The organism is Allomuricauda sp. NFXS6 (genome assembly GCF_040148835.1).
In the GTDB taxonomy this organism is placed as follows: Bacteria; Bacteroidota; Bacteroidia; order Flavobacteriales; family Flavobacteriaceae; genus Flagellimonas.
Window position 1 is genome coordinate 37,755 of sequence record NZ_JAGEMG010000001.1, and the last position, 20,358, is coordinate 58,112.

Sequence of the window (20,358 nt, forward strand, 5' to 3'; positions counted from 1 at the left end):
GTCAAACTGTAGCTAAATTATGCACAAGGAACGTACCGAACCATTCACCGAACTCTACACCTTTTATATGTATTTAAATGATATCAAATGAACGCACAAAAAACAAAAAGCACTGTCAATCAGTCAGTTGACAGTGCTTTGATACCACCTATTTAGTGGTTCGTCGGGATGACTGGATTCGAACCAGCGACCACGCGCACCCCATGCGCGTACGCTACCAGACTGCGCCACATCCCGAAATCAGCAAAATGCTGACAAAATCCAAAAAAACAATACCCAAATTTCAATTCCGCCTTACTGCCAAGCAGTCTGGGTACCAGACGGAGTCCATCCCGAGCGTAGCCGAAGGGCCACATCCCGAAATTGGACTGCAAAAATATAAATTTTGATGAGATTTTAACCTAGAGCTGATAAAACTTTTAATGTATCATCAAGAGTTCTGAATTTTAATTTTCTGGACACTGGTAAGTATCTTATTCCCTATATAATGTAAAGTGTCCCACAAACTGTTGTTTTTCATTGTCGTTGGCATTTACAACATACCAATAATCTCCTGTTGGCAGTGGTTTACCCTCATAGTTTCCATCCCATTTTTTTACTTGGTCCAAACGTGCCACTACTCTTCCGTACCGATCGTAAATTATTACATCAATGAAAGGGAAATACTCACGGTTCTCTGGATACCAATAGTCGTTTAGGTTGTCGCCATCTGGGGTAAAGAAATTTGGCATTTCGGGCATTCCCTCAAAGTTGAATGGCAACACTATACTGGCCTCACATCCATTTTGATCACGAACCATAATATTAATATTGGAATCCACCGTAATATTGAAGGTGTTTACCTCACCATAAGACTCTCCTTGGAAGAAGTACTCATAACCTCCAAAACCGCCGGTTGCGATTGCCGTAACTTCATCAGGACCGGTTTTAGTGGCCTCCAATGTAAGTGGTTCGTATGCTTCAACTTCGAAGTCAACAAAAGTGATACAGCCATTGGAATGATAGATGTAAACCGTATGCTCTCCTGCCGGTAAATCTCCAAAGGTGCGCTGGTTGGTCGCCATCATTACATCGTCTACATCCAAAGAGAACAATAAGTCAGATAGTTGAGAACTGTCCTCGATATTAATGGTAACTGTGCTATTCGGGAATATACCTTCACAACCATATTCCACCACAGGTTCTGCAATAATATCCACCCCTACCCCAATTTCTGCAATTACATTGGTTTGGCAGCCATTGGCATCCCTAACAAATACAACATAGGTTTCACCTCCTTGAAGGTTATCAAAAAATAAGTTATCGTTTTGTACAAAATCAGCATCGTCGGCGGAGTTTACACTTGTGTAATAAGGAGCTGTACCTCCAGTAACCTCAAGGGTCATGGTTCCATCCGCATCGCCCATACAGGTTTCTGGGGTTGTATCTACAACTCCCGCTACCAACTCCATAGGTTGGGTAATCTCCACTGTTCTGGTAATGGTACAGCCTAAATCATCCTGTATAATGATATCGTACGTTCTCGGTGCCAAGTTGGTAAATGTCTTTCTATTTGGGTTTACGGGGTCATCGCCTTCAAAAAATTCACTTAAAGTATCAGAAATTGAATATCTGATCTGACCTGTTCCTCCACTAGCCTCAATAATGATCTGTCCATTCATATCCCCGGAACACAACACGGGCACCGCCTCCAAATAATCCAATACCAATGGGTCTCTTGGCTCAATAACTATGGGGCTCGAAATAGCCTCACATCCGCCACTTTCAGCATACACGTAATATGTTCCCGGATTCAATTCCCTAAAGATACCCGAGCTTTGGGCAGGACGAACAATGGTTGCTGCCGATGGAGGCAATGTATTGGAATTTACCAAGGTATAAACATAATTTCCGATACCTCCAAAAGCTTCGGAACGTATAATTCCCGTTGCCTCTCCCGCACAATTTATGGTGGCGTTGGTCAAATCCAAATCGATTACCAAAGGTGCAGCTGGATCTAAAGAGATCTGATTGGATTTCTCAAATGGACATCCATTGGAATTTTGCACATCGTACTGGAACGGTCCTGGATCTAATGTAATATCTGCTGCAATCTCTACGCTGGTCATTCCAGCTCCAAAAGGTATAAACGGATCGGTAGTGCCCGATCTGCGGTAAAAATAATCTACACCTGGTTCTGGATTGGTCACAGCAAGTTCCATTCTACCCAAGTCTCCGCATCCGGGTGGCTGTAATTCCACCAGTTCGGCAACTACGATTTCTGGGTCTGAAATGGTTATTACATCTGTTTGGGCACTACAGTTCCAGCCATCAAAAATGGTAATTCTATAGTCTCCAGCGGATAAATTGGCAAAAGTCGGGGTAGTCTGTAATCCACTATTGGTACCATCCGTAATTCTATTCAGTTGATACAAATAGTTTCCTGGTCCTTGTCCACCAGCCACATTGTATGCTTCAATAATGGCATCGTTATCGTTGTTACAGGCCAATGGACTCACAATACGAATATTCGCTGTTATATCGATTGGTGGAAGCAAATCTACATCCGTTGTAGATTCACAGCCTCTCCAATCCCTAACATTTACGGTATAGGTGTCTGTTGATAAGTCCTCAAAAACAGGGTTGGTATTTGGGTAATCCACCAAAATAGTTCCATCAGATGCCACCAATTGATATTCATAGGTTCCCCATCCCCCATCTCCAGAAGCTGTAATTTCTCCAAACCCAGGTACGTTGCACGTAACGGGAGATGTCTGTACAGCATCAACAGTTAAAGGTCTGTCCGGTGAACGCACCGTTGTTACATTACTTACCGCGTCACAATAAGGCGTATCCAAAGCTTCAATCCGGACCACCAAATTACCCGCTGGTACATTTTCAATGAGTTCAGGAGAATTGATAGGTGCGTTGGTATCAAAAGTTCCCGTTACACCCGTTGTCGTTTCAACTCCTGCATTATCTCTAGAGAATACCTCGTAGTTATAGGCACCGCTATAATTGCTGATGTCCAAACTTATGACACCATCACTACCATTAAAACAGGTTACAGGGTCCACTTCAGCGATCACAGCCTCAATATTGTTATATTCGGGCATATTGATGGTGGTAGTCAAATAGGTACATCCTCCACTGCCCACATCAGTTACTGCGAATATATAATCACCAGGTGTGGAAATATCCCAGCTTACTCTATCGCTTCCACCTGAACTAAGGGCCGGTTCGGAACCTAGCGGTAAAATCTCCACTTCGTAATCTCCGGGCCCTTCATTTATAATGATATCAATAGAGCCTGGATTAACGCCACTTCCTGAAGCATCACAAGAAATTTGATTGACATTGTAACTGAAGGTAATGTCCGTCGGAGTATTGATGTAGACCGTATCGGTAAGTTCACATCCATTTTGATCTCGTGCCGTTACAATGATAGTCTGATCAGTTCCATTATCAATCACCTCAAAGGTATTGCTTGTCTGGAAGTTGGTTCCGTCAAACTGGGGCGTGCCATCATTCATACTGTATGTGTACAAGCCCGAACCTGTAGGGGTTCCTGTTCCATCTCCATTATCATCGGTATAAATTGTAATGGTCGCTGTACTGAATTGGTTACTGGATGGATTACAGCTAAAATCGGTATTGATTGCATTTACCATCAATTCGCTTGGTTCATCTATGATGATGTCCCCTGAACGGTCGGTACAACCTCTATCGGAAACTGCCTCAACTTGATAGGTATCTGGTAGCAAATCATCAAACACTGGAGACCCTTGTGGCCCTGCAATAATATTTGAAGTTGAACCTTGGTACAACACATAATTAATGGGCGTATCGGTATCAGTTCCAGGTTGTAGTTCTATGGATATGGTTCCATCATCAGCACCAAAACAGGTTACATCACTACTTGGTGTAGCTGTAATTACTGGTGTGTTTACTGTAGAAACATTTACAATGGCTTCATCTGAACACAAGGGAGACGTGTTGGAATCTAAATCCGTAACCAAAATGTTGTAGTCCCCTGGCAATACATTAAGGAATACATTGGTTGGTTGAGCAGGCCCAATATTGGCCAACGTACCTGCATCCCTCAATTGGTATTCAAAATTACCACTACCTCCAGTCGTGTTCACCGTAATCTCTCCATCTCCTGCGTTACAGGTCGGGTATGAGGTAGCGTCAGCACTGATTGCAAAGAAATCAAATACATCTGCTGTCACCGTATTGGTACACCCGTTGCCATCCCTAACCGTGATGACGTAGCTTCCTGGATTGGGCACGATAAAAGTGGTTCCTGTTTGAAAGCCACTTCCAATATCATATTGGAAAGTTTCCTTGGGCAATCCAGAACCTGTTGAAAGTGGCGAAACGATATCAATTTGATAACCGCTTGTCGCTGTACACTGGTTTACTACATCAATTACTGGATTTGGAACTCCTGCTTCTTGTGTCACCGTTAAGGTTGTTAAAGCGGTACATCCATTAGCATCTTGCACATAAAAATCGTAGTCGGCCGAATATGGCCCAGGAATCTCAAACGTGGTTTCGGAAGTAAATGTTGACGGTGCTGGGTCTCCTGTTGGCACATAGGCGTAGTTATACGGACCTGTGCTACCAAAACCTCTTACAGTCACCAAAGCGCCCACATTACAGGTAGCTTCCACAAAATTATCGATAGCAATGGATACTGAACTGATATCTATAAAAGCTAGAGTACTCCCACTACATCCGTTGGTGTCGTCGGTAACAATAATTTGGTAGTTCCCTGGTGCCAATCCTGTAAATGTATCATTATAAGGAATGGTTTCGCCTGTAAATGATGTTGGCCCGGAAACCGTTGCACCAGTATCTGTGTTTTGTAATGTAAGAGTGAAATCACCCGGCGCTGATATACCTGAAACTTCATAATCAATAGCACCACTGCCCGCCACATTACAGGAGGCTGACAAGGACGTTGCTGCTACGGCTACGGGATTAATGGGGCCAATTGGGTCAATCTCTTCGATATAGGTACAGCCATTAGCATCCCTTACCTCAACAAAATAAGTTACTCCAGGCACAACCAAACCGGTTACATCGAAAATATCGTTGCCAGCACCAGTACCCAAGATCCAAGTTGGGTCTCCCACCAATCTGAACTCATACGGCCCTGTTCCTCCCGAGGCCTGAACCCGGTATGGGAATGCAGTATCAGAACAAAGTGCTGGGTCTGCGTCCAATGGAATCAAATCCAACTGGTTCTGGTCGATGACCACTTGGTCTCGGTCTTCACAACCTTGTGCATCCGTAGTAATTACCGTATAGTTTCCTAATGGCAAGTTTGGAAAGTTTACCGTTGTACTTGCAGTACCTGTTGATGATGCTACCGTACCGCCAAATTCATCTACCAAAACATAATCAAATGGAGCCACCCCATTGTTTATGGTGGCAGAAATGGAACCGTTTACAGAACCTGCTGAACAAACCGCATCGATGGGAGTTGCCGTAGCATCCAATGGATCACTTGTTCCAATGGTTACGGTATAGGCAGGGCTCACGCACCCCCTACTATCTCGAATTATGAAACCACCATGGGATCCTGGACCGTATCCGGAAAATATATTTTGTGTACTAAAAGTCGCTCCATTATCATTACTAAACTCATATGGAGGAACACCTTGTGTGGTATCCGGAATCAACTCCACTACCCCGCTGGTATTGTCTCCACATTGGGTATCCGCAGCCACTGCGGTACCAGCGATAGTCTCTGGTGGAGAAATAGTTACCGTATTGGTTTCCGTGGTACATCCCCTCGCATCAGTAATTTGGAACTGGAAGGTGGTGTCCGAAATTATGGAACCATCATTTGGAATATTGTATACAAAGGAATTTCCTGAAATATTATTGTTGTCCGAAGTATATGGAGCGCCATTAATGCTCACTTCATAAATATCATAGTCCCCCGAAGAGGTGTAGCCATTGGTGATGTTCACCTGAATTTGACCGGGAGGGCCTGCACAATCCAGTTCTTGAATCGTAGTCGCATTGGCCATAACTTGTGGCTCGATGGTTGCTGTGACAGTGTCCCTACAATCGTTGGCGTCTATTACCTCAATGGTATATGTGCCTGGGGTAAGTCCTGTAAAACTAGTACTGGCTCCCAAAGCGCCACCGTTGATTCGGTATTGATATGGCGCCAAACCGCCTGAAGCATTCACTGCGAGAGTGGCCGCTGTAAAGTTATCGTAACAAAAGTCCGAAGCACCGCTATCCAAGGTCAAAGTTGGTGCATCCAAACGTGTTAAGGTAAAGCTATCGGTTACGGTACATCCATTGGCATCCGTTACACTAACTTGATAGGCTCCATCTTGCGAAAGATTGGAGAATGTACTACCGTTTTTAGGCCCTCTGGTGGAACCATCAGGCTGGGTTAGGGTATATCTGTTACCACCCCATCCACCTACGGTATTGATACGAACAGCTCCCGTATTACCATTTTGGCAGCTCATTGCCGTAACATCCAAACTAGAAATGGCAAGGGCTGTAGATGGCTCTTCAATGACCAATGTCGCGGTATCGGTACAATTGGTTTCTTCATCGGTAACGGAAATCATATAGCTTCCGGCTGCCAATCCTGTTAACGGAATAATACTATTGTTTTGCCCTGTGAAAACCGTTCCTCCATCAATACTATAACTGTAGGTGGAATTGAATCCATCCACTAAAAATCGTCCTTCACCATCGGAATCACCAACACAAGTAACCACTCGGGTTTGTTGGCCTTGCACACCAATGGAACTAATATCCGTAATGGCATAATTTTCATCGTAAGAACAGCCTTCATCATCGGTTACCCTAAAAGTATAAGTTCCCAAGCCTAGACCAGTGAATGTACTGTTGTTTCCATTGTTCACAACACTTCCCGCCGGGGCTATAATTTCATATGTATACGTTCCAGAACCTCCTGTAACGGTTAAATCCAACGAGGCGGTGGTCGTGATACAATCCAAACTTGAAATGTTGAAATCCAAGTCAGTTGGCTTGTTCAAAGCGTTAAAGACGATATCCGAAAGTGCTTGCACACATCCATTGGCATCTCGAATCATTGGGGTGTAGGTCCCAACCCCTAGATTTGGGAATACAGGATTGCTACTAAAGCCAGCTCCCACGCTGTACTCATAGGGTGCAGTTCCTCCCGCAACGCCCGATATTGTGATTTGCCCGCCGTTTTCATCTACACAAGTCGGTGCACTATCCGCTGTGGCAGTGGCTGTTATTGTAGATGGTGTACCTATGGTTGCTGTTTGAGGTGTGGTTTCACAAGTAAAAGAATCCTGCTCGTAACGCAATACCACATCATAATTGCCCGGGGCCAAGTTTGAGAACACGTTACTTACTTGGAAAGTAGCACCATTGTCTACACTATAAAGAATTTCGTACCCATAACCACTTGTTACGTTTATCGTGATTCTACCATCGTTGGCTCCGCCACAATTGGCATCTTCCTCTGTATAATTGAATACGGGTGGTGGGATATTTTCAACGGCGACTGCAGCGGTTCGCTGACAGCCATTGGCGTCCTCTACCAAAATATTATAGGTACCAGCAGAAGTTACCGAAAAACTGGATGTACTGGAATATGTAGCACTAAAAGCACCTCCATCCAAACTAAATCTATACGGTGCTGTTCCTCCACTGGTAGTTACATTTACATCTACGGAAGTTGCTCCACAACCAAAACTGTCTGATGCCGTTGCCGAAACGGCCAATGGGCTTATTCCTCCTCCAATTACAATGGGGTCTCCATCAATATCAGTGGTAATGGTCTCGGAGCAAGAGTTGGTTTCAACCCTGATGCTATACGTACCAGGACTAACATTGGCGAAAGTATAATTATCGGCTCCATTGGGTCCAAAAGTATCTACCGTAACGCCATTCTTCACCAATCTGTAAGTATAAAAACCAGGAACGCCAGACACATTAACATCTATGCTACCAAGTTCACCGCTACATAAAATATCGTTTGCTGTAACATCTACACTGATGTCCAAATCATCAACAGTGACTTCGTTGGATGGAAACACACAGGCAGTTGCGGATACATTTTTTAATCTAACATAAACCCTGTAATCTCCAGAAGCTGTAATATCAAAGAAAGGAGCATCTTGATAAGGTCCGGCAGCACTGTTCAAACTATACTCGTATCCTGCGGGAACATTGGTAACTTCTACCCTGCCTGGGTTCCCACAGACAATATCTTCTTTGATGAGTTGCGGGTCCAATGGATTCAGGGTTGACTTAAAATAATAATATTGTCCAGAGTTTACTCGAACTCTAAACTCCCCAGCAGATGACAAGTTGAAGGTTGGATCGGTACCAACGGTATTCCAAGTACAAGCACTATTGATGGTAGGACAATCATCCACCACGGTGGGCGCGCAACTGTTGGGGTCTAGCCGCTGCCATTGGTAGGAACTTCCGGATTGACTCAGTGTCAATGTCCTAACATCGCTGGTTCCGCACAAGAAGAATTTTGCCACGGTACTACCATCGTTCGGGCACGTAACCTCCTCGTTCGCTCCATTGATTATGGTAGCGAACATAGGGGGTGTTGCAAAAAGTTCACTTTTTTCGGTAGATGCTTCCGTTTTTGCTACATCGGGAATCTCTTTTAGGGTCTTGGGCTCTGTTCTGTTGGACACCATATTTGTTAGTATCCTTGTAACATTTGTTTTTGCCAATACCGTGGAACCGAAGATTGAAATGAACACCAACAACACGACATATAGCAAATGCCTTGTTTTTTGTGGGAGCATAGGGTTAAGTCTTGTTTGGAAGAATACTCAGATTTGGGACCTTTATATTCTTAAATAGTAATTTTCTTTTCTTATAAAAATTCTGTTTATCTTAATCAACCGGCTTTAAAAAAATGCCGTTCATCCATTAAATCTATTATTTCAACGTAAAATTATGCAAAATAGTCTCTTGTTCCCCTATTTTTTCGTTGTACTGCTTGGTACATCATGCGCTCAAGCGCCAAAAAATGATATAAATTCTCCCGAAACCCTTGATTTTACTGCGAAACTCGTGGTAGATGACCTTCAGAACGCCTGGGGAATGGTTTTCTTGCCCAATGAGGCCATTTTAATCTCGGAAAAGTCTGGAAAGCTTCTTCTTTACCAATCTGGCAGCACCAAGGAAATTGAAAATTCACCTGAAGTTTACAACAGAGGTCAAGGTGGATTAATGGATATTGAACTGCATCCCGATTATGATAACAATGGTTGGATTTATTTCTCTTATGCCTCATCTGAAGGAGAGGGCAAAGGTGGTAATACATCCATAATACGAGCCAAGTTATCCAACAATAAACTTGTAAATGTTGAAAAGCTCTACAAAGCATCGCCAAACTCAACACGTGGACAACATTTTGGCTCAAGAATAGAGTTTGATAGAGACAGATACTTGTTTTTTTCCATTGGCGACAGGGGAAATAGGGATGGAAATCCACAGGATATCACCCGCGATGGTGGAAAAATATACCGTTTGCACGATGATGGCCGTATTCCTGAAGACAATCCATTTGTGGATAAAAGCGGGGCGAAAAAAGCAATCTACAGCTATGGACATCGAAACCCACAAGGCTTGGCTCTTCATCCTAAAACCGGAGTGCTTTGGGAACACGAACATGGCCCAAGGGGCGGGGATGAAATCAATATTATAGAAAAAGGAAAAAACTACGGATGGCCCGTAATCACCTACGGTATTAATTACAGCGGTACTGAAATCACCGATGAAACCTCACGGCCCGGTATGGAGCAGCCGCTGCATCAGTGGACACCATCCATTGCTCCCTCGGGAATGACGTTCGTTACTTCCGGTAAGTATCCCAAATGGCAAGGCAACTTATTGGTCGGCTCTTTGGCTTTTCAATATTTGGAGCGACTGGAGCTAAACGAAAACCAAGTGACCTATCGAGAAAAGTTGCTGGATGGCATGGGTCGTGTTCGCAATGTACGTCAAGCACCCGATGGTTTTATCTATGTAAGTATTGAAGGGAAAGGTATTTACCGCTTAGAGCCGAAATAATAAGGTACTCACTTATTTCAAAGCATCTACGGCCAACTTTACCGAACCATATTTTTTGAGCGCTTTTTCTGCTTCGTCATAGCCCAATCCAAGTTCTTCCATAATATATCGTGTGCCCCTATCCACCAATTTGGTATTGCTCAATTGCATATTCACCATTTTGTTTCCTTTGACCCTGCCCACGCGAATCATCAAAGCGGTAGAAATCATATTGAGCACCAGTTTTTGACTGGTTCCACTTTTCATACGCGTACTGCCTGTTAAAAATTCGGGTCCTACGTTCACTTCAATGGGAATATCGGTTGATTGGGCCAAAGGTGAGCCTGGATTGTTAGTTATTCCCGCCGTTAAGATACCATTGGCCTTTGCATCTGCAATCCCTCCCAATACGTAGGGTGTTGTGCCCGAAGCTGCTATGCCCACCAAAACATCATTAGGATTGATATCGTATTCTTGAAGGTCCTTCCAAGCTTGCTCCGTATCATCTTCTGCATTCTCGACCGCCTTGCGAATCGCCTGATCACCTCCTGCAATCAATCCAATTACTCTATCGTGTGGCATTCCAAACGTAGGTGGAATTTCCGAAGCATCCAATATGCCCAATCTTCCGCTGGTTCCAGCTCCTATATAAAACAGCCTTCCTCCTTTATCAAAACGCTTGGCCATTTCATCAACAACTTGGACAACCTGAGGCAATACCTGCTCAACAGCTTCCGCCACTTTCTTGTCCTCATTGTTGATATGGGTCACAATATCCAAAGTATCCATTTCATCCAACCCATCATAGTGGGATGGTTCCTCAGTAATCTTAATGTGCTTTTGTACCACTATATTATAATATTTGTATGTTCAAATTTTTGAATGCATCAAGTTTTGAATCCCAAGGCTCCAATTCCGTTATCATGGTATTGATTATGTTTAGATCGCAAGTTTTAAAGCGATGCTGGGAATTCAGCTTCTCCGAAATACATAAAAGTACGGCTTTCTTAGAGGCATTGATAACGGCCTTTTTGGTCTGTACTACATCCCAATCAAATTCAGTTAATCCAAATTCGGTATCAACATAGCCTGTTCCTATAAAGCTATAATCCACTTTTATCTGTGACAATGCATTGATGGTACTGGAGCCCATAGCTATTTGCGACCCCTTTGAAAGTGTACCTCCAATAAAAATTGTTTCTACATTTGGTTTGCGCAGTAATTCCATAGCTACGGGAAGGCTCAAGGTAAAACAGGTAAGCTTTAGATTTACAGGTAATAACCGTGCCAATTCCAGACAAGTTGTTCCCCCATCAATAAGAACAACACTATTGTTTTTAAGGAGGCCCACCGCCTTTTTGGCGATAGCTATTTTCTTGTCTTGTGCATAAACATTGCTTTGTTGAGGGCTGTGATTGGCAAACCCCAAAGAAACGGCACCCCCATGCACTTTGACCAACAAATTTTCCGCATCCAGTTCCTTAACGTCTCGCCTCACGGTATCAATGGAAACTTCAAGTTTCTCGGCCAAATCCGTAAGCAACACTCTGTTGTGCAGCTCCACTTCGTTGAGTATGGAATGCTGTCTTTCTTCTTTAAGCATATTCTATCCTTTTCATATGATTTCAAAAGTAGAAAACAATTCAAAATAACGCCTTCTGGTTTGATTGCAATGTTAACTTTTCTTTAAAAAAGCATAAAACAGCAAATATATTGCAAAAAACAGCAATTTTACATTATATTTGTCTCGATTAACATCTAAACATCGATAAATAATGCAAGAATTAGCCAATAATCCATTAAAAAGAGAGGTCTTGGACACCGAAATGGTGAAGTTCGAAAAAATCGACACCCATATTTACCAAGACGCTCAAAGTGCATCATGGTATGTTGCCAATGAAATTGCAAGTCTGATCAAACAAAGGCAAGAAGAAGGCAAAAAGGCAGTTCTTGGGTTGGCAACAGGCTCTACGCCGACCAAGGTGTACGATTACTTGGTTCAGTTTTATAAAGAAGGTAGGCTTAGCTTCAAAAATGTGGTCACTTTCAATTTGGACGAATATTTCCCGATGGATCCAGACTCCATCCATAGCTATGTTCGCTTCATGAACGAACACTTGTTTGACCATATTGATATTGAACCTCATAATGTCCACATTCCAGATGGGAGTTTGCCTAAGGAAGAAATCAGAAAGTATTGCTTGGATTATGAGGAGAAAATAAAAAATGTCGGAGGTATTGATATTCAGATTCTAGGTATTGGAAGAACCGGGCATATCGGTTTCAACGAACCTGGCTCCTCCCTAAACAGCAAAACCCGTTTGGTTCGCTTGGACCGTGTAACACGCCTTGATGCTGCAAGTGATTTCTTTGGCGAAGAAAATGTTCCTAGAAGAGCCATCACTATGGGTGTCGGTACCATAATGGACGCCAAGAGAATAATTATTATGGCCTGGGGGGAAGGAAAAGCCCCTATTGTACGGCAGGCAGTGGAAGGCGAAATAAAAGAATCCGTTCCTGCAACTTTTTTACAGCATCATACCAATTGTGATTTTGTTCTTGACGGAGCAGCATCTTCCTACCTGACAAGAATAAAAACGCCATGGTTGGTAACCGAGTGTGATTGGGATGAAAAACTCATCAAAACCGCATCAATTTGGCTATCCGAAAAACTGGACAAGGCCATCTTAAAATTGACCAACGAAGATTATAATGAATATGGTATGGGCAGCCTAATTGCCGAGGTAGGCTCCGCAGAGCAAATCAATCTATCGGTATTTAACCAATTGCAACGCACAATTACAGGCTGGCCAGGTGGAAAACCCAATGCTGATGACAGTCAAAGACCCGAAAGAGCACAACCCCACCCTAAGACCTCATTAATTTTTAGTCCTCACCCCGATGATGACGTGATTTCAATGGGAGGCACTTTATTGCGATTGGTGGACCAAGGACACAATGTGCACGTAGCGTATCAAACTTCGGGTAATATTGCAGTTTTTGATGATGAAGTAATACGATTCCTTGATTTTGCCACCGATGTTCAAAAAGACAACAAGGACCTCAAAAAGAGGTTTAAAGAGGTGCGTGAGTTTCTGGCCAACAAAAAACCGGGAGAATTGGACAGTCCCGAGGTACAGTATTTTAAAGGATTGATAAGAAAAGGGGAAGCCTTGGCCGCTTGTCGCTATTGTGGTGTGAAGGAGGAAAATGCGCATTTTCAGAACCTGCCATTCTATGAAACAGGTGCCGTTAGGAAGAAACCGCTTTCTGACAAAGATGTTCAAATCACCTATGATTTGCTGAACAAACTAAAACCGCATCAAATCTTTGCCGCAGGTGACCTTTCCGACCCTCATGGTACACACAGAGTTTGTTTGGATGTAATCTTTAAAGCCATTGAACGCTTGGTGGATGAAGGCTCGGATTGGATAAGAAACTGCTACGTTTGGTTGTATAGAGGTGCATGGCAGGAATGGGACATTGCAGATATGGAAATGGCCGTACCGATCGGACCAAAAGATATGGACAGAAAAATCAACGCCATATTCAAACACCAATCCCAAAAGGACAGTGCCATGTTCCCTGGAAACGACGAAAGGGAATTCTGGCAACGTGCAGAACAAAGAAACAAGGATACAGCGAATAGATATAATGCACTAGGAATGGCAGAGTACGAAGCCATGGAAGGTTTTGTACGGTACCATTTCTAAAAAAACAACATTTCATTTTAAGTTGTAAGTTGTTTAATTAATCTCGAAAAGGCCTACATTTAGTGCATACGTAGGCCTTTTTTCTTTTATGTGCTTCCGTTAAAAAACATAAAACTTGACCGTAAACCAAAGTGATGTTACCTAATTAGCTTGAACTTCCCGATATTTCAACCAACAAAAACCAATACTGTAAATTAAAACCACAAATGAACGTAGCTCCGAAAGATAAAAACGCATGGCTGTGGATTCCATTTTTATATTTTACCCAAGGGATTCCCTACATTTTGGTGGTAACGGTCTCCGTAATCATGTACAAAAGATTGGGCATTGGCAATGCCGAAATAGGATTGTACACGAGTTGGCTGTACTTGCCTTGGGTCATCAAACCCTTGTGGAGTCCCATTGTTGACCTTAACGGCACCAAAAGAAAATGGTTTTTGGGCATGCAATTGGTGGTTGCCCTCGCATTTTTGTGCATCGGCCTCTTTCTACCTTCAAATTCCTTCTTTATCATAACGCTGGCGTTCTTTTGGATGGCTGCATTCGCCTCCGCCACCAACGATATAGCTTCGGATGGGTATTATATGATAGGCCTCACCCAAAAAAAGCAATCCTTTTTCATTGGCCTTCGTAGTACTTTTTACCGATTGGCGATGGTAACAGGCCAAGGGCTTTTGGTGATTTTTGCTGGTTTTCTTGAAAATAAATACGGTGACAACACCAAAGCATGGTCAGTAACCATGATCAGTGCAGCGGTATTAATGCTTGCCCTAACGGTATCCAACTTTTTTACTGCTCCCAAGTTTGAAGAAACAACCACCGAACCCAAGGAAAAACCAGCAGGATTCTTCGAAGTATTTGCCACTTTTTTCAAGAAACATCAAATCGGAGTCGCCCTTTTGTTTGTATTAACGTATAGACTGGGGGAATCCCAATTGGTTAAAATGGCCTCTCCTTTCTTGTTGGATGAGCTGGAAGTAGGCGGATTGGCTTACTCCACCGAAGCCGTGGGCACTATTTATGGTACCGTGGGCGTAATTATGCTGTCACTCGGAGGAATCCTTGGGGGAATATTGATTTCCCGAGATGGACTTAAAAAATGGATGTTGCCCATGTTACTTGCGCTCAATTTGCCCAATGCACTGTATGCGATTTTGGCCGTGACGCAAACCACCAGCATATATGCCGTGGTCGGTACCGTAGTGCTTGAACAATTTGGGTACGGTTTCGGCTTTGCCGCTTTTATGATGTACCTTATTTATGTGGCCGAAGGAGCCTCCAAAACATCTCACTACGCTATCGCCACAGGTTTTATGGCCCTGGGTATGATGCTGCCCGGTATGTTGAGCGGATACATTCAGGAATGGATAGGCTATGACGGCTTCTTTATTTGGGTGGTTATTGCCGCTTTACCTGCTTTTTTGGTCCTTCGCTATTTAAAGTATCCTGCAGATTACGGTAAAAAAACGGTTGAATCCAATGACTAAAATTCATCAAACTTATACACTTCCAAAAGAAACCCTGACTTTAAAACAGAAAGTGGGGCAATTGTTCATGCCAGCTGTTTTTATCAACGACACAGAGGAAGAAGTGCAGCAGATGGAGAAGCTCATCAAAGAACAGCATGTGGGTTCCATTTGCTTTTTCCACAGCAGGGCCAGTGCGGCCACCAATTTTGAAGGGAAGAAGAAAATTGTGCACAACGAAAAAAGCTACGATCGTCTGTTGGAGTTGATTACCCGGTATCAAAAAGCTGCCACTATACCTTTACTTGTTGCTATTGATGCCGAATGGGGACTTGCCATGCGCATAGAAAACACCCCGCAATACCCTTATGCCATTACTTTGGGAGCTTTGACCAGCAATAATGACCTAATTTATAAAGTGGGCAAAGCTATTGGAAACGATTGCAGACAAGCAGGAATTCAATGGAATTTGGGGCCCGTGGTCGATATCAACAACAATCCTGAAAACCCTGTAATTGGATACCGTTCTTTTGGGGATGATAAAAATAGTGTGACCCACAAAGCAGAAGCATTCCTAAAAGGAATGGCAAAGAGTGGAACCCTAAACTCCATTAAGCATTTTCCAGGGCACGGCGATACCGCAACGGACTCCCATTTAGGTTTGCCCGTAATCGACAAATCTTTGGAGGAACTTATGGAGAATGAGTTATTTCCTTTTCAAAAACTGATTAAAGCAGGAGTAGATTCCGTAATGGTAGGACACCTGCTTTTGCCTCAGTTGGATTCAGAAAATCCATCCACCACCTCATCAAGAATCATTACAGACCTTCTCCGAAAGCAATTAGGTTTTAAAGGGGTTGTAATTTCCGATGCATTGAACATGCATGCAGTGTCCAAAAAATTCCCTCAAAAAGGAGCCTTGGAAAAAGCAGCCTTTACTGCGGGTATGGACGTGCTATGTTTTAGTGAACATGTAGCTGAAGGTGTTGAACAGATTTTGACAAATGCTTCAGAAGAAAGAATTCAAGAAAGTTTTGAACGAGTCTGGAAGTTAAAACACAAAGTGTTTTCCGAAAAAACGCCTTCCAGTGATTCTGGCACTGGTGAAAACTCCAAATTAAACCGCAAAATTGCAGCACAAAGCATCACGGAATTGTATGACAACACATCAATCGTGGAGCAAATAAAATCTTCTGATTTTTTGAATGTTTCCGTGAATTCCGGCAATAAAAATAGCTTATCGGAACAAATTTCATCCAATTTTGGGTCAAAAGAGGTTGATTTGGATGCTGCCTTGGCATCTGACAACCAAAATCTTGTATTGAGCATCTTCCCTCCTGCTGTAAAACCCAAAAACCAATTTGGTTTTGATGAAAAAACATTGTCCTTAATCCATAAATTGGTTGGGAAGAAAAATACCTTGATCTATCTTTTTGGAAATCCCTACGTGCTGGATGTTTTAAAACTGAAGCCGTCATCCAATGCCGTATTGGCGTATCAAGATTTTCCAGAGTTTCAGGAAGTTGCTTTCGAGCATTTTTCTGGTACAATTGAAGCTAAAGGGGAACTCCCTATCCAACTAAAAACCTTTCAACCATGAGTGTTTATAAAGTCTTGGGGTTAATGTCTGGAACCTCTCTCGATGGGTTGGACATCGCCTATTGCCATATTTGGAAAGAAGATGGAAAATGGAGTTTTTCCATAAAAGAAACTGCCGAAATCGATTATTCCGATGAAATGCGGGAATACCTCAAAAACGCGATTCATCTTTCCGAAGAAGAACACGAACAACTGCACAAGGATTATGGAATTTGGTTGGGACAACAATCCAAAATATTTATAGATGAGTTGGACGAAGAGGTTGATTTTATCGCTAGTCACGGTCACACATCACATCATCGACCAAAAGAAAGTATCACTTTTCAACTGGGTGATGGACAACTCTTGGCAAATACTTCTGGAAAACAGGTGGTATGTGATTTTAGGACGAAAGATGTGTCCCTAAAGGGACAAGGTGCCCCCTTGGTACCCATTGGCGATAAATTGTTGTTCCGTGCATATGATTTTTGCTTGAATCTGGGTGGAATCAGCAATATCTCCTTTGATAAAAGTGGAGAACGCATAGCGTATGACATTGGATTGGCAAACATGCCGCTGAACTACATCACCCATAAAATGGGACTGGCCTATGATAAAGATGGAAAACTGGCCCGCTCGGGAAAATTGGACCATACCCTCCTCCAAAGACTCAACAATTTGGAGTATTATGGTCTGCCCTATCCCAAATCCACGGGTTACGAATGGTTTACTTCGGAGATTGTTCCCATGATCGAAGCATCGCAGATTTCCAATGAAGATTTGTTGCACACTTTTATCCATCATAATTGCGAACAGATTGCATTGAGCGTCCACAAGCATAAAAACAACAGTAATTCTGACAACAAGCTCTTGGCAACGGGAGGCGGTGCCCTCAACACGTTTTTTATGGATACGCTCCAAGATAAACTGGGCTCAAGTATTGAGGTTGTTGTGCCAAACAAAACCTTGATAGCCTACAAAGAAGCTCTTGTTTTTACATTAATGGGCGTACTCCGTTTGGAGGGGAAAACCAATGTGCTGAAATCAGTTACCGGTGCCACTTCCGATTCGTGTAGTGGCGAAGTGTTTTTTCCTGAAACCAATTAAGTTGTGACCACTCGCTTTCTTCTGGGTTTGTTCACCAAAAGAAAAATAGTCAACGCGCACAGTCCACAAATCGCCAAACCTGCAAATAACGGCCAAACGGAATCTTTTACAAACTCACCGATAAAGGTTGCGATGGGTATGGAAAGTAATGTGGACACAAACCCATTAATAGCCGCTCCGATTCCTGCAATATGACCGATAGGCTCCATGGCGATGGAACGGAAGTTCCCCCACATAAATCCAAGGCAGAAAAACTGGATGGACAAAAATCCGACCAATACATAAATGCTCGGGTTAGGGGTATTGAGAAAAACAATGGAGTAGGTAAGTGCAACAACGCAAAATACAATGGTTGCCATTAAAGACAGTCTTCGCATTCCAAAATGCATTACCAAGGTTCCATTTAAAAAAGTTGAAAGCCCAATAGAAACAGCAAGTCCCGCAAAGATGTACGGAAATATTTCTTTGAGGGCATATTGATCTTCAAAAATATGCTGGGCAGAACTCAGGTATACCAAAAATGCGCCGGTTACCAATCCCGATGTCAATGTAAAGGCAACCGTCTCCCTATATTTTACAAACTCTTTAACACCATCAACAAAAACGTGTCTCGTAAAGGGGATTTTATATTCAGGATGAAGTGTTTCTTTTTGTCGCTTCCAAAACCATACGGCAACCACCAGCACAAAGAACATTTGTACATAAAAAATGGCTTGCCAACCCGCCGCATCCAAAATCAATTTTCCTATGGCAGGAGCAACAACGGGCACTAGAATAAAAAATGCAACTACGAAAGACATTACCTTGGCCATATAATCCCCCTCATACGTGTCTCGAATAATGGATATGGAAATGGTTCGAGGTGCAGAGAGCCCGATTCCCTGTAAAATTCTACCAATTACCATAATCTCCAAGGATGGCGCATACAAACAGATGATACTTGCCAGTAAAAAGATGATAAAACCGATGTATACAACCGGCTTACGTCCAAAACTGTCCGATATGGGCCCAAAGAACAATTGCCCTACGCCAAGTCCCAAGAAAATCATGGTAACCAATAATTGATTATCCGTAGGGTCGGTGCTATCAATGGCTACCCCAATATTGGAAATTGCGGGCAAAATGGCATCAATGGCCAAGGCTACGATGGACATCAAAGCGGCCATCATGGCCACAAACTCAAAGTTGGGTTTCTGATTTAACTTTTGCATCAGGCAAAATTAGGCATACCCGATGGACCAATAAAGCTTTTAAGAAAGGTTTAATGATAAGAAAACATTTACAACGTTATAGTTAGGGTTTTTAGCAGCTTATCACCACCCAATAGGTTCAAAAATTCAGATAATCCTATCTTTAAAGATAAATTAACCGAACAATGAAACAATTAAAAACCTTAGTGGTCGGATGCGGCAATATGGGAACTTCGCACGCTCGTGCCTATCACCAATTGGATGGATTTGAAATAGTGGGATTGGTAAGTAGAGGTGCCAAAAGTAGGGAGCACCTTTCCCAAGAATTGGATGGAGCACCTACTTTTTCGGATTATGCCGAAGCATTGAAAACAACTCGACCCGATGTTGTCTCTATAAACACATACCCGGACACGCATTACAACTATGTAAAAATGGCCCTTGTGGCCAATGCTCATGTCTTTGTGGAAAAACCATTGGCCTTGACCGTGGATGAGGCACAAACATTGGTTGACCTAAGTTATAAACATGAGCTTAAAATGGTAGTGGGTTATATTTTGCGAGTGCACCCTACGTGGTCCAAGTTTACAGAAATGGCACAGACCTTGGGCAAACCCCTGGTGATGCGAATGAACCTGAACCAACAAAGCTCGGGGGAGCAGTGGTACACCCACAAACAGTTGATGCAATCCATGTCGCCCATTGTGGACTGTGGCGTGCATTATGTGGATGTGATGTGTTCCATGACCCGTTCCAAACCCATCAGTGTTTCTGCCATTGGCGCACATTTATCAGATGAAGTGGATTCCGATATGTACAATTATGGACAGCTACAGGTACGTTTTGAAGATGGTTCCGTTGGCTGGTACGAAGCAGGTTGGGGACCCATGATGAGCGAAACCGCATTTTTCATAAAAGATGTTATTGGTCCCAAGGGCTGTGTTTCCATTAGCGATGCGGACAAAGGCGCATCTGAAGATATTGAGGGGCATACCAAAACCGGAAGTTTAAAATTGCACCATAGCCAACTCGACACCGATGGAAATTTCGTCAAAAAAGATGAAATCATCAGTACCTCTGATGAACCCGACCATGACGGACTTTGCTTGTTGGAACAGGAATATCTGTTGGATGCCATAGTGAACGACCGAGACCTCTCCCATCATTTAAATGATGCCGTCAACAGTCTTAAGATTGTATTGGCTGCGGATGAATCCGTTAAAACGGGGAAGACGGTGATGTTATAGGCAAACTGTCAGGTCGAGT

General features: G+C 43.0%; 10 protein-coding genes and 1 tRNA gene. 6 read left to right on the forward strand and 5 right to left on the reverse strand.

Annotation, left to right across the window (positions count from 1 at the left end; translation table 11 throughout):
• Positions 1-163: 163 nt before the first annotated feature.
• Positions 164-237: transfer RNA gene (locus J4E06_RS00165), tRNA-Pro, on the reverse strand.
• Between the two features lie 236 nt (positions 238-473).
• The gene (locus J4E06_RS00170; protein ID WP_349522025.1) at positions 474-8,786 is read right to left on the reverse strand and encodes a T9SS type B sorting domain-containing protein; all 8,313 of its coding nucleotides are present in this window, start codon (positions 8,784-8,786) and stop codon (positions 474-476) included.
• Positions 8,787-8,940: 154 nt separating this feature from the next.
• Between J4E06_RS00170 and J4E06_RS00175 the strand changes: the two genes are divergently transcribed.
• Positions 8,941-10,059, forward strand: coding sequence for a PQQ-dependent sugar dehydrogenase (locus J4E06_RS00175; protein ID WP_349522026.1), 1,119 nt, complete (start codon positions 8,941-8,943; stop codon positions 10,057-10,059).
• 12 nt (positions 10,060-10,071) lie between these two features.
• Here the strand turns inward: J4E06_RS00175 and murQ are convergent, their stop codons facing one another.
• Positions 10,072-10,887 (reverse strand): N-acetylmuramic acid 6-phosphate etherase, encoded by an 816-nt coding sequence (gene murQ / locus J4E06_RS00180; protein ID WP_349522027.1) that lies wholly within the window; start codon positions 10,885-10,887, stop codon positions 10,072-10,074.
• Positions 10,888-10,891: 4 nt separating this feature from the next.
• Complete coding sequence (locus tag J4E06_RS00185; protein ID WP_349522028.1) at positions 10,892-11,641, reverse strand: DeoR/GlpR family DNA-binding transcription regulator; 750 nt, start codon at positions 11,639-11,641, stop codon at positions 10,892-10,894.
• A 172-nt stretch (positions 11,642-11,813) separates the two neighbouring features.
• On the opposite strand from J4E06_RS00185, the gene nagB reads away from it, so the two are divergent.
• The 4 genes from nagB (at position 11,814) to J4E06_RS00205 (ending at position 17,902) form a co-directional block, all read left to right on the forward strand.
• Entirely contained in the window at positions 11,814-13,751 is a 1,938-nt protein-coding gene (gene nagB / locus J4E06_RS00190; RefSeq protein ID WP_349522029.1) for a glucosamine-6-phosphate deaminase, read from the forward strand.
• Between the two features lie 206 nt (positions 13,752-13,957).
• A complete protein-coding gene (locus J4E06_RS00195; protein WP_349522030.1) occupies positions 13,958-15,238 on the forward strand; it encodes an MFS transporter in 1,281 nt (426 codons plus the stop codon).
• Positions 15,231-16,817 (forward strand): glycoside hydrolase family 3 protein, encoded by a 1,587-nt coding sequence (locus J4E06_RS00200; RefSeq protein ID WP_349522031.1) that lies wholly within the window; start codon positions 15,231-15,233, stop codon positions 16,815-16,817. The genes J4E06_RS00195 and J4E06_RS00200 overlap by 8 nt, the downstream gene beginning before the upstream one ends.
• Complete coding sequence (locus J4E06_RS00205) at positions 16,814-17,902, forward strand: anhydro-N-acetylmuramic acid kinase (RefSeq protein WP_349522032.1); 1,089 nt, start codon at positions 16,814-16,816, stop codon at positions 17,900-17,902. The genes J4E06_RS00200 and J4E06_RS00205 overlap by 4 nt, the downstream gene beginning before the upstream one ends.
• Here the strand turns inward: J4E06_RS00205 and J4E06_RS00210 are convergent.
• Positions 17,899-19,113 carry a multidrug effflux MFS transporter gene (locus tag J4E06_RS00210; protein ID WP_349522033.1) on the reverse strand — a complete coding sequence of 405 codons (1,215 nt, stop codon included), beginning with the start codon at positions 19,111-19,113 and terminating at the stop codon, positions 17,899-17,901. The genes J4E06_RS00205 and J4E06_RS00210 overlap by 4 nt on opposite strands.
• A gap of 164 nt (positions 19,114-19,277) precedes the next feature.
• Between J4E06_RS00210 and J4E06_RS00215 the strand changes: the two genes are divergently transcribed.
• Positions 19,278-20,339, forward strand: coding sequence for a Gfo/Idh/MocA family protein (locus J4E06_RS00215; RefSeq protein WP_349522034.1), 1,062 nt, complete (start codon positions 19,278-19,280; stop codon positions 20,337-20,339).
• Positions 20,340-20,358 lie beyond the last annotated feature (19 nt).

Coding starts and splice junctions, on each gene's coding strand:
- J4E06_RS00185 (WP_349522028.1), bottom strand. CDS start 11,641: ATGCTTAAAGAAGAAAGACAGCATTCCATACTCAACGAAGTGGAGCTG.
- nagB (WP_349522029.1), top strand. CDS start 11,814: ATGCAAGAATTAGCCAATAATCCATTAAAAAGAGAGGTCTTGGACACC.
- J4E06_RS00175 (WP_349522026.1), top strand. CDS start 8,941: ATGCAAAATAGTCTCTTGTTCCCCTATTTTTTCGTTGTACTGCTTGGT.
- J4E06_RS00170 (WP_349522025.1), bottom strand. CDS start 8,786: ATGCTCCCACAAAAAACAAGGCATTTGCTATATGTCGTGTTGTTGGTG.
- J4E06_RS00195 (WP_349522030.1), top strand. CDS start 13,958: ATGAACGTAGCTCCGAAAGATAAAAACGCATGGCTGTGGATTCCATTT.
- J4E06_RS00205 (WP_349522032.1), top strand. CDS start 16,814: ATGAGTGTTTATAAAGTCTTGGGGTTAATGTCTGGAACCTCTCTCGAT.
- J4E06_RS00200 (WP_349522031.1), top strand. CDS start 15,231: ATGACTAAAATTCATCAAACTTATACACTTCCAAAAGAAACCCTGACT.
- J4E06_RS00210 (WP_349522033.1), bottom strand. CDS start 19,113: ATGCAAAAGTTAAATCAGAAACCCAACTTTGAGTTTGTGGCCATGATG.
- J4E06_RS00215 (WP_349522034.1), top strand. CDS start 19,278: ATGAAACAATTAAAAACCTTAGTGGTCGGATGCGGCAATATGGGAACT.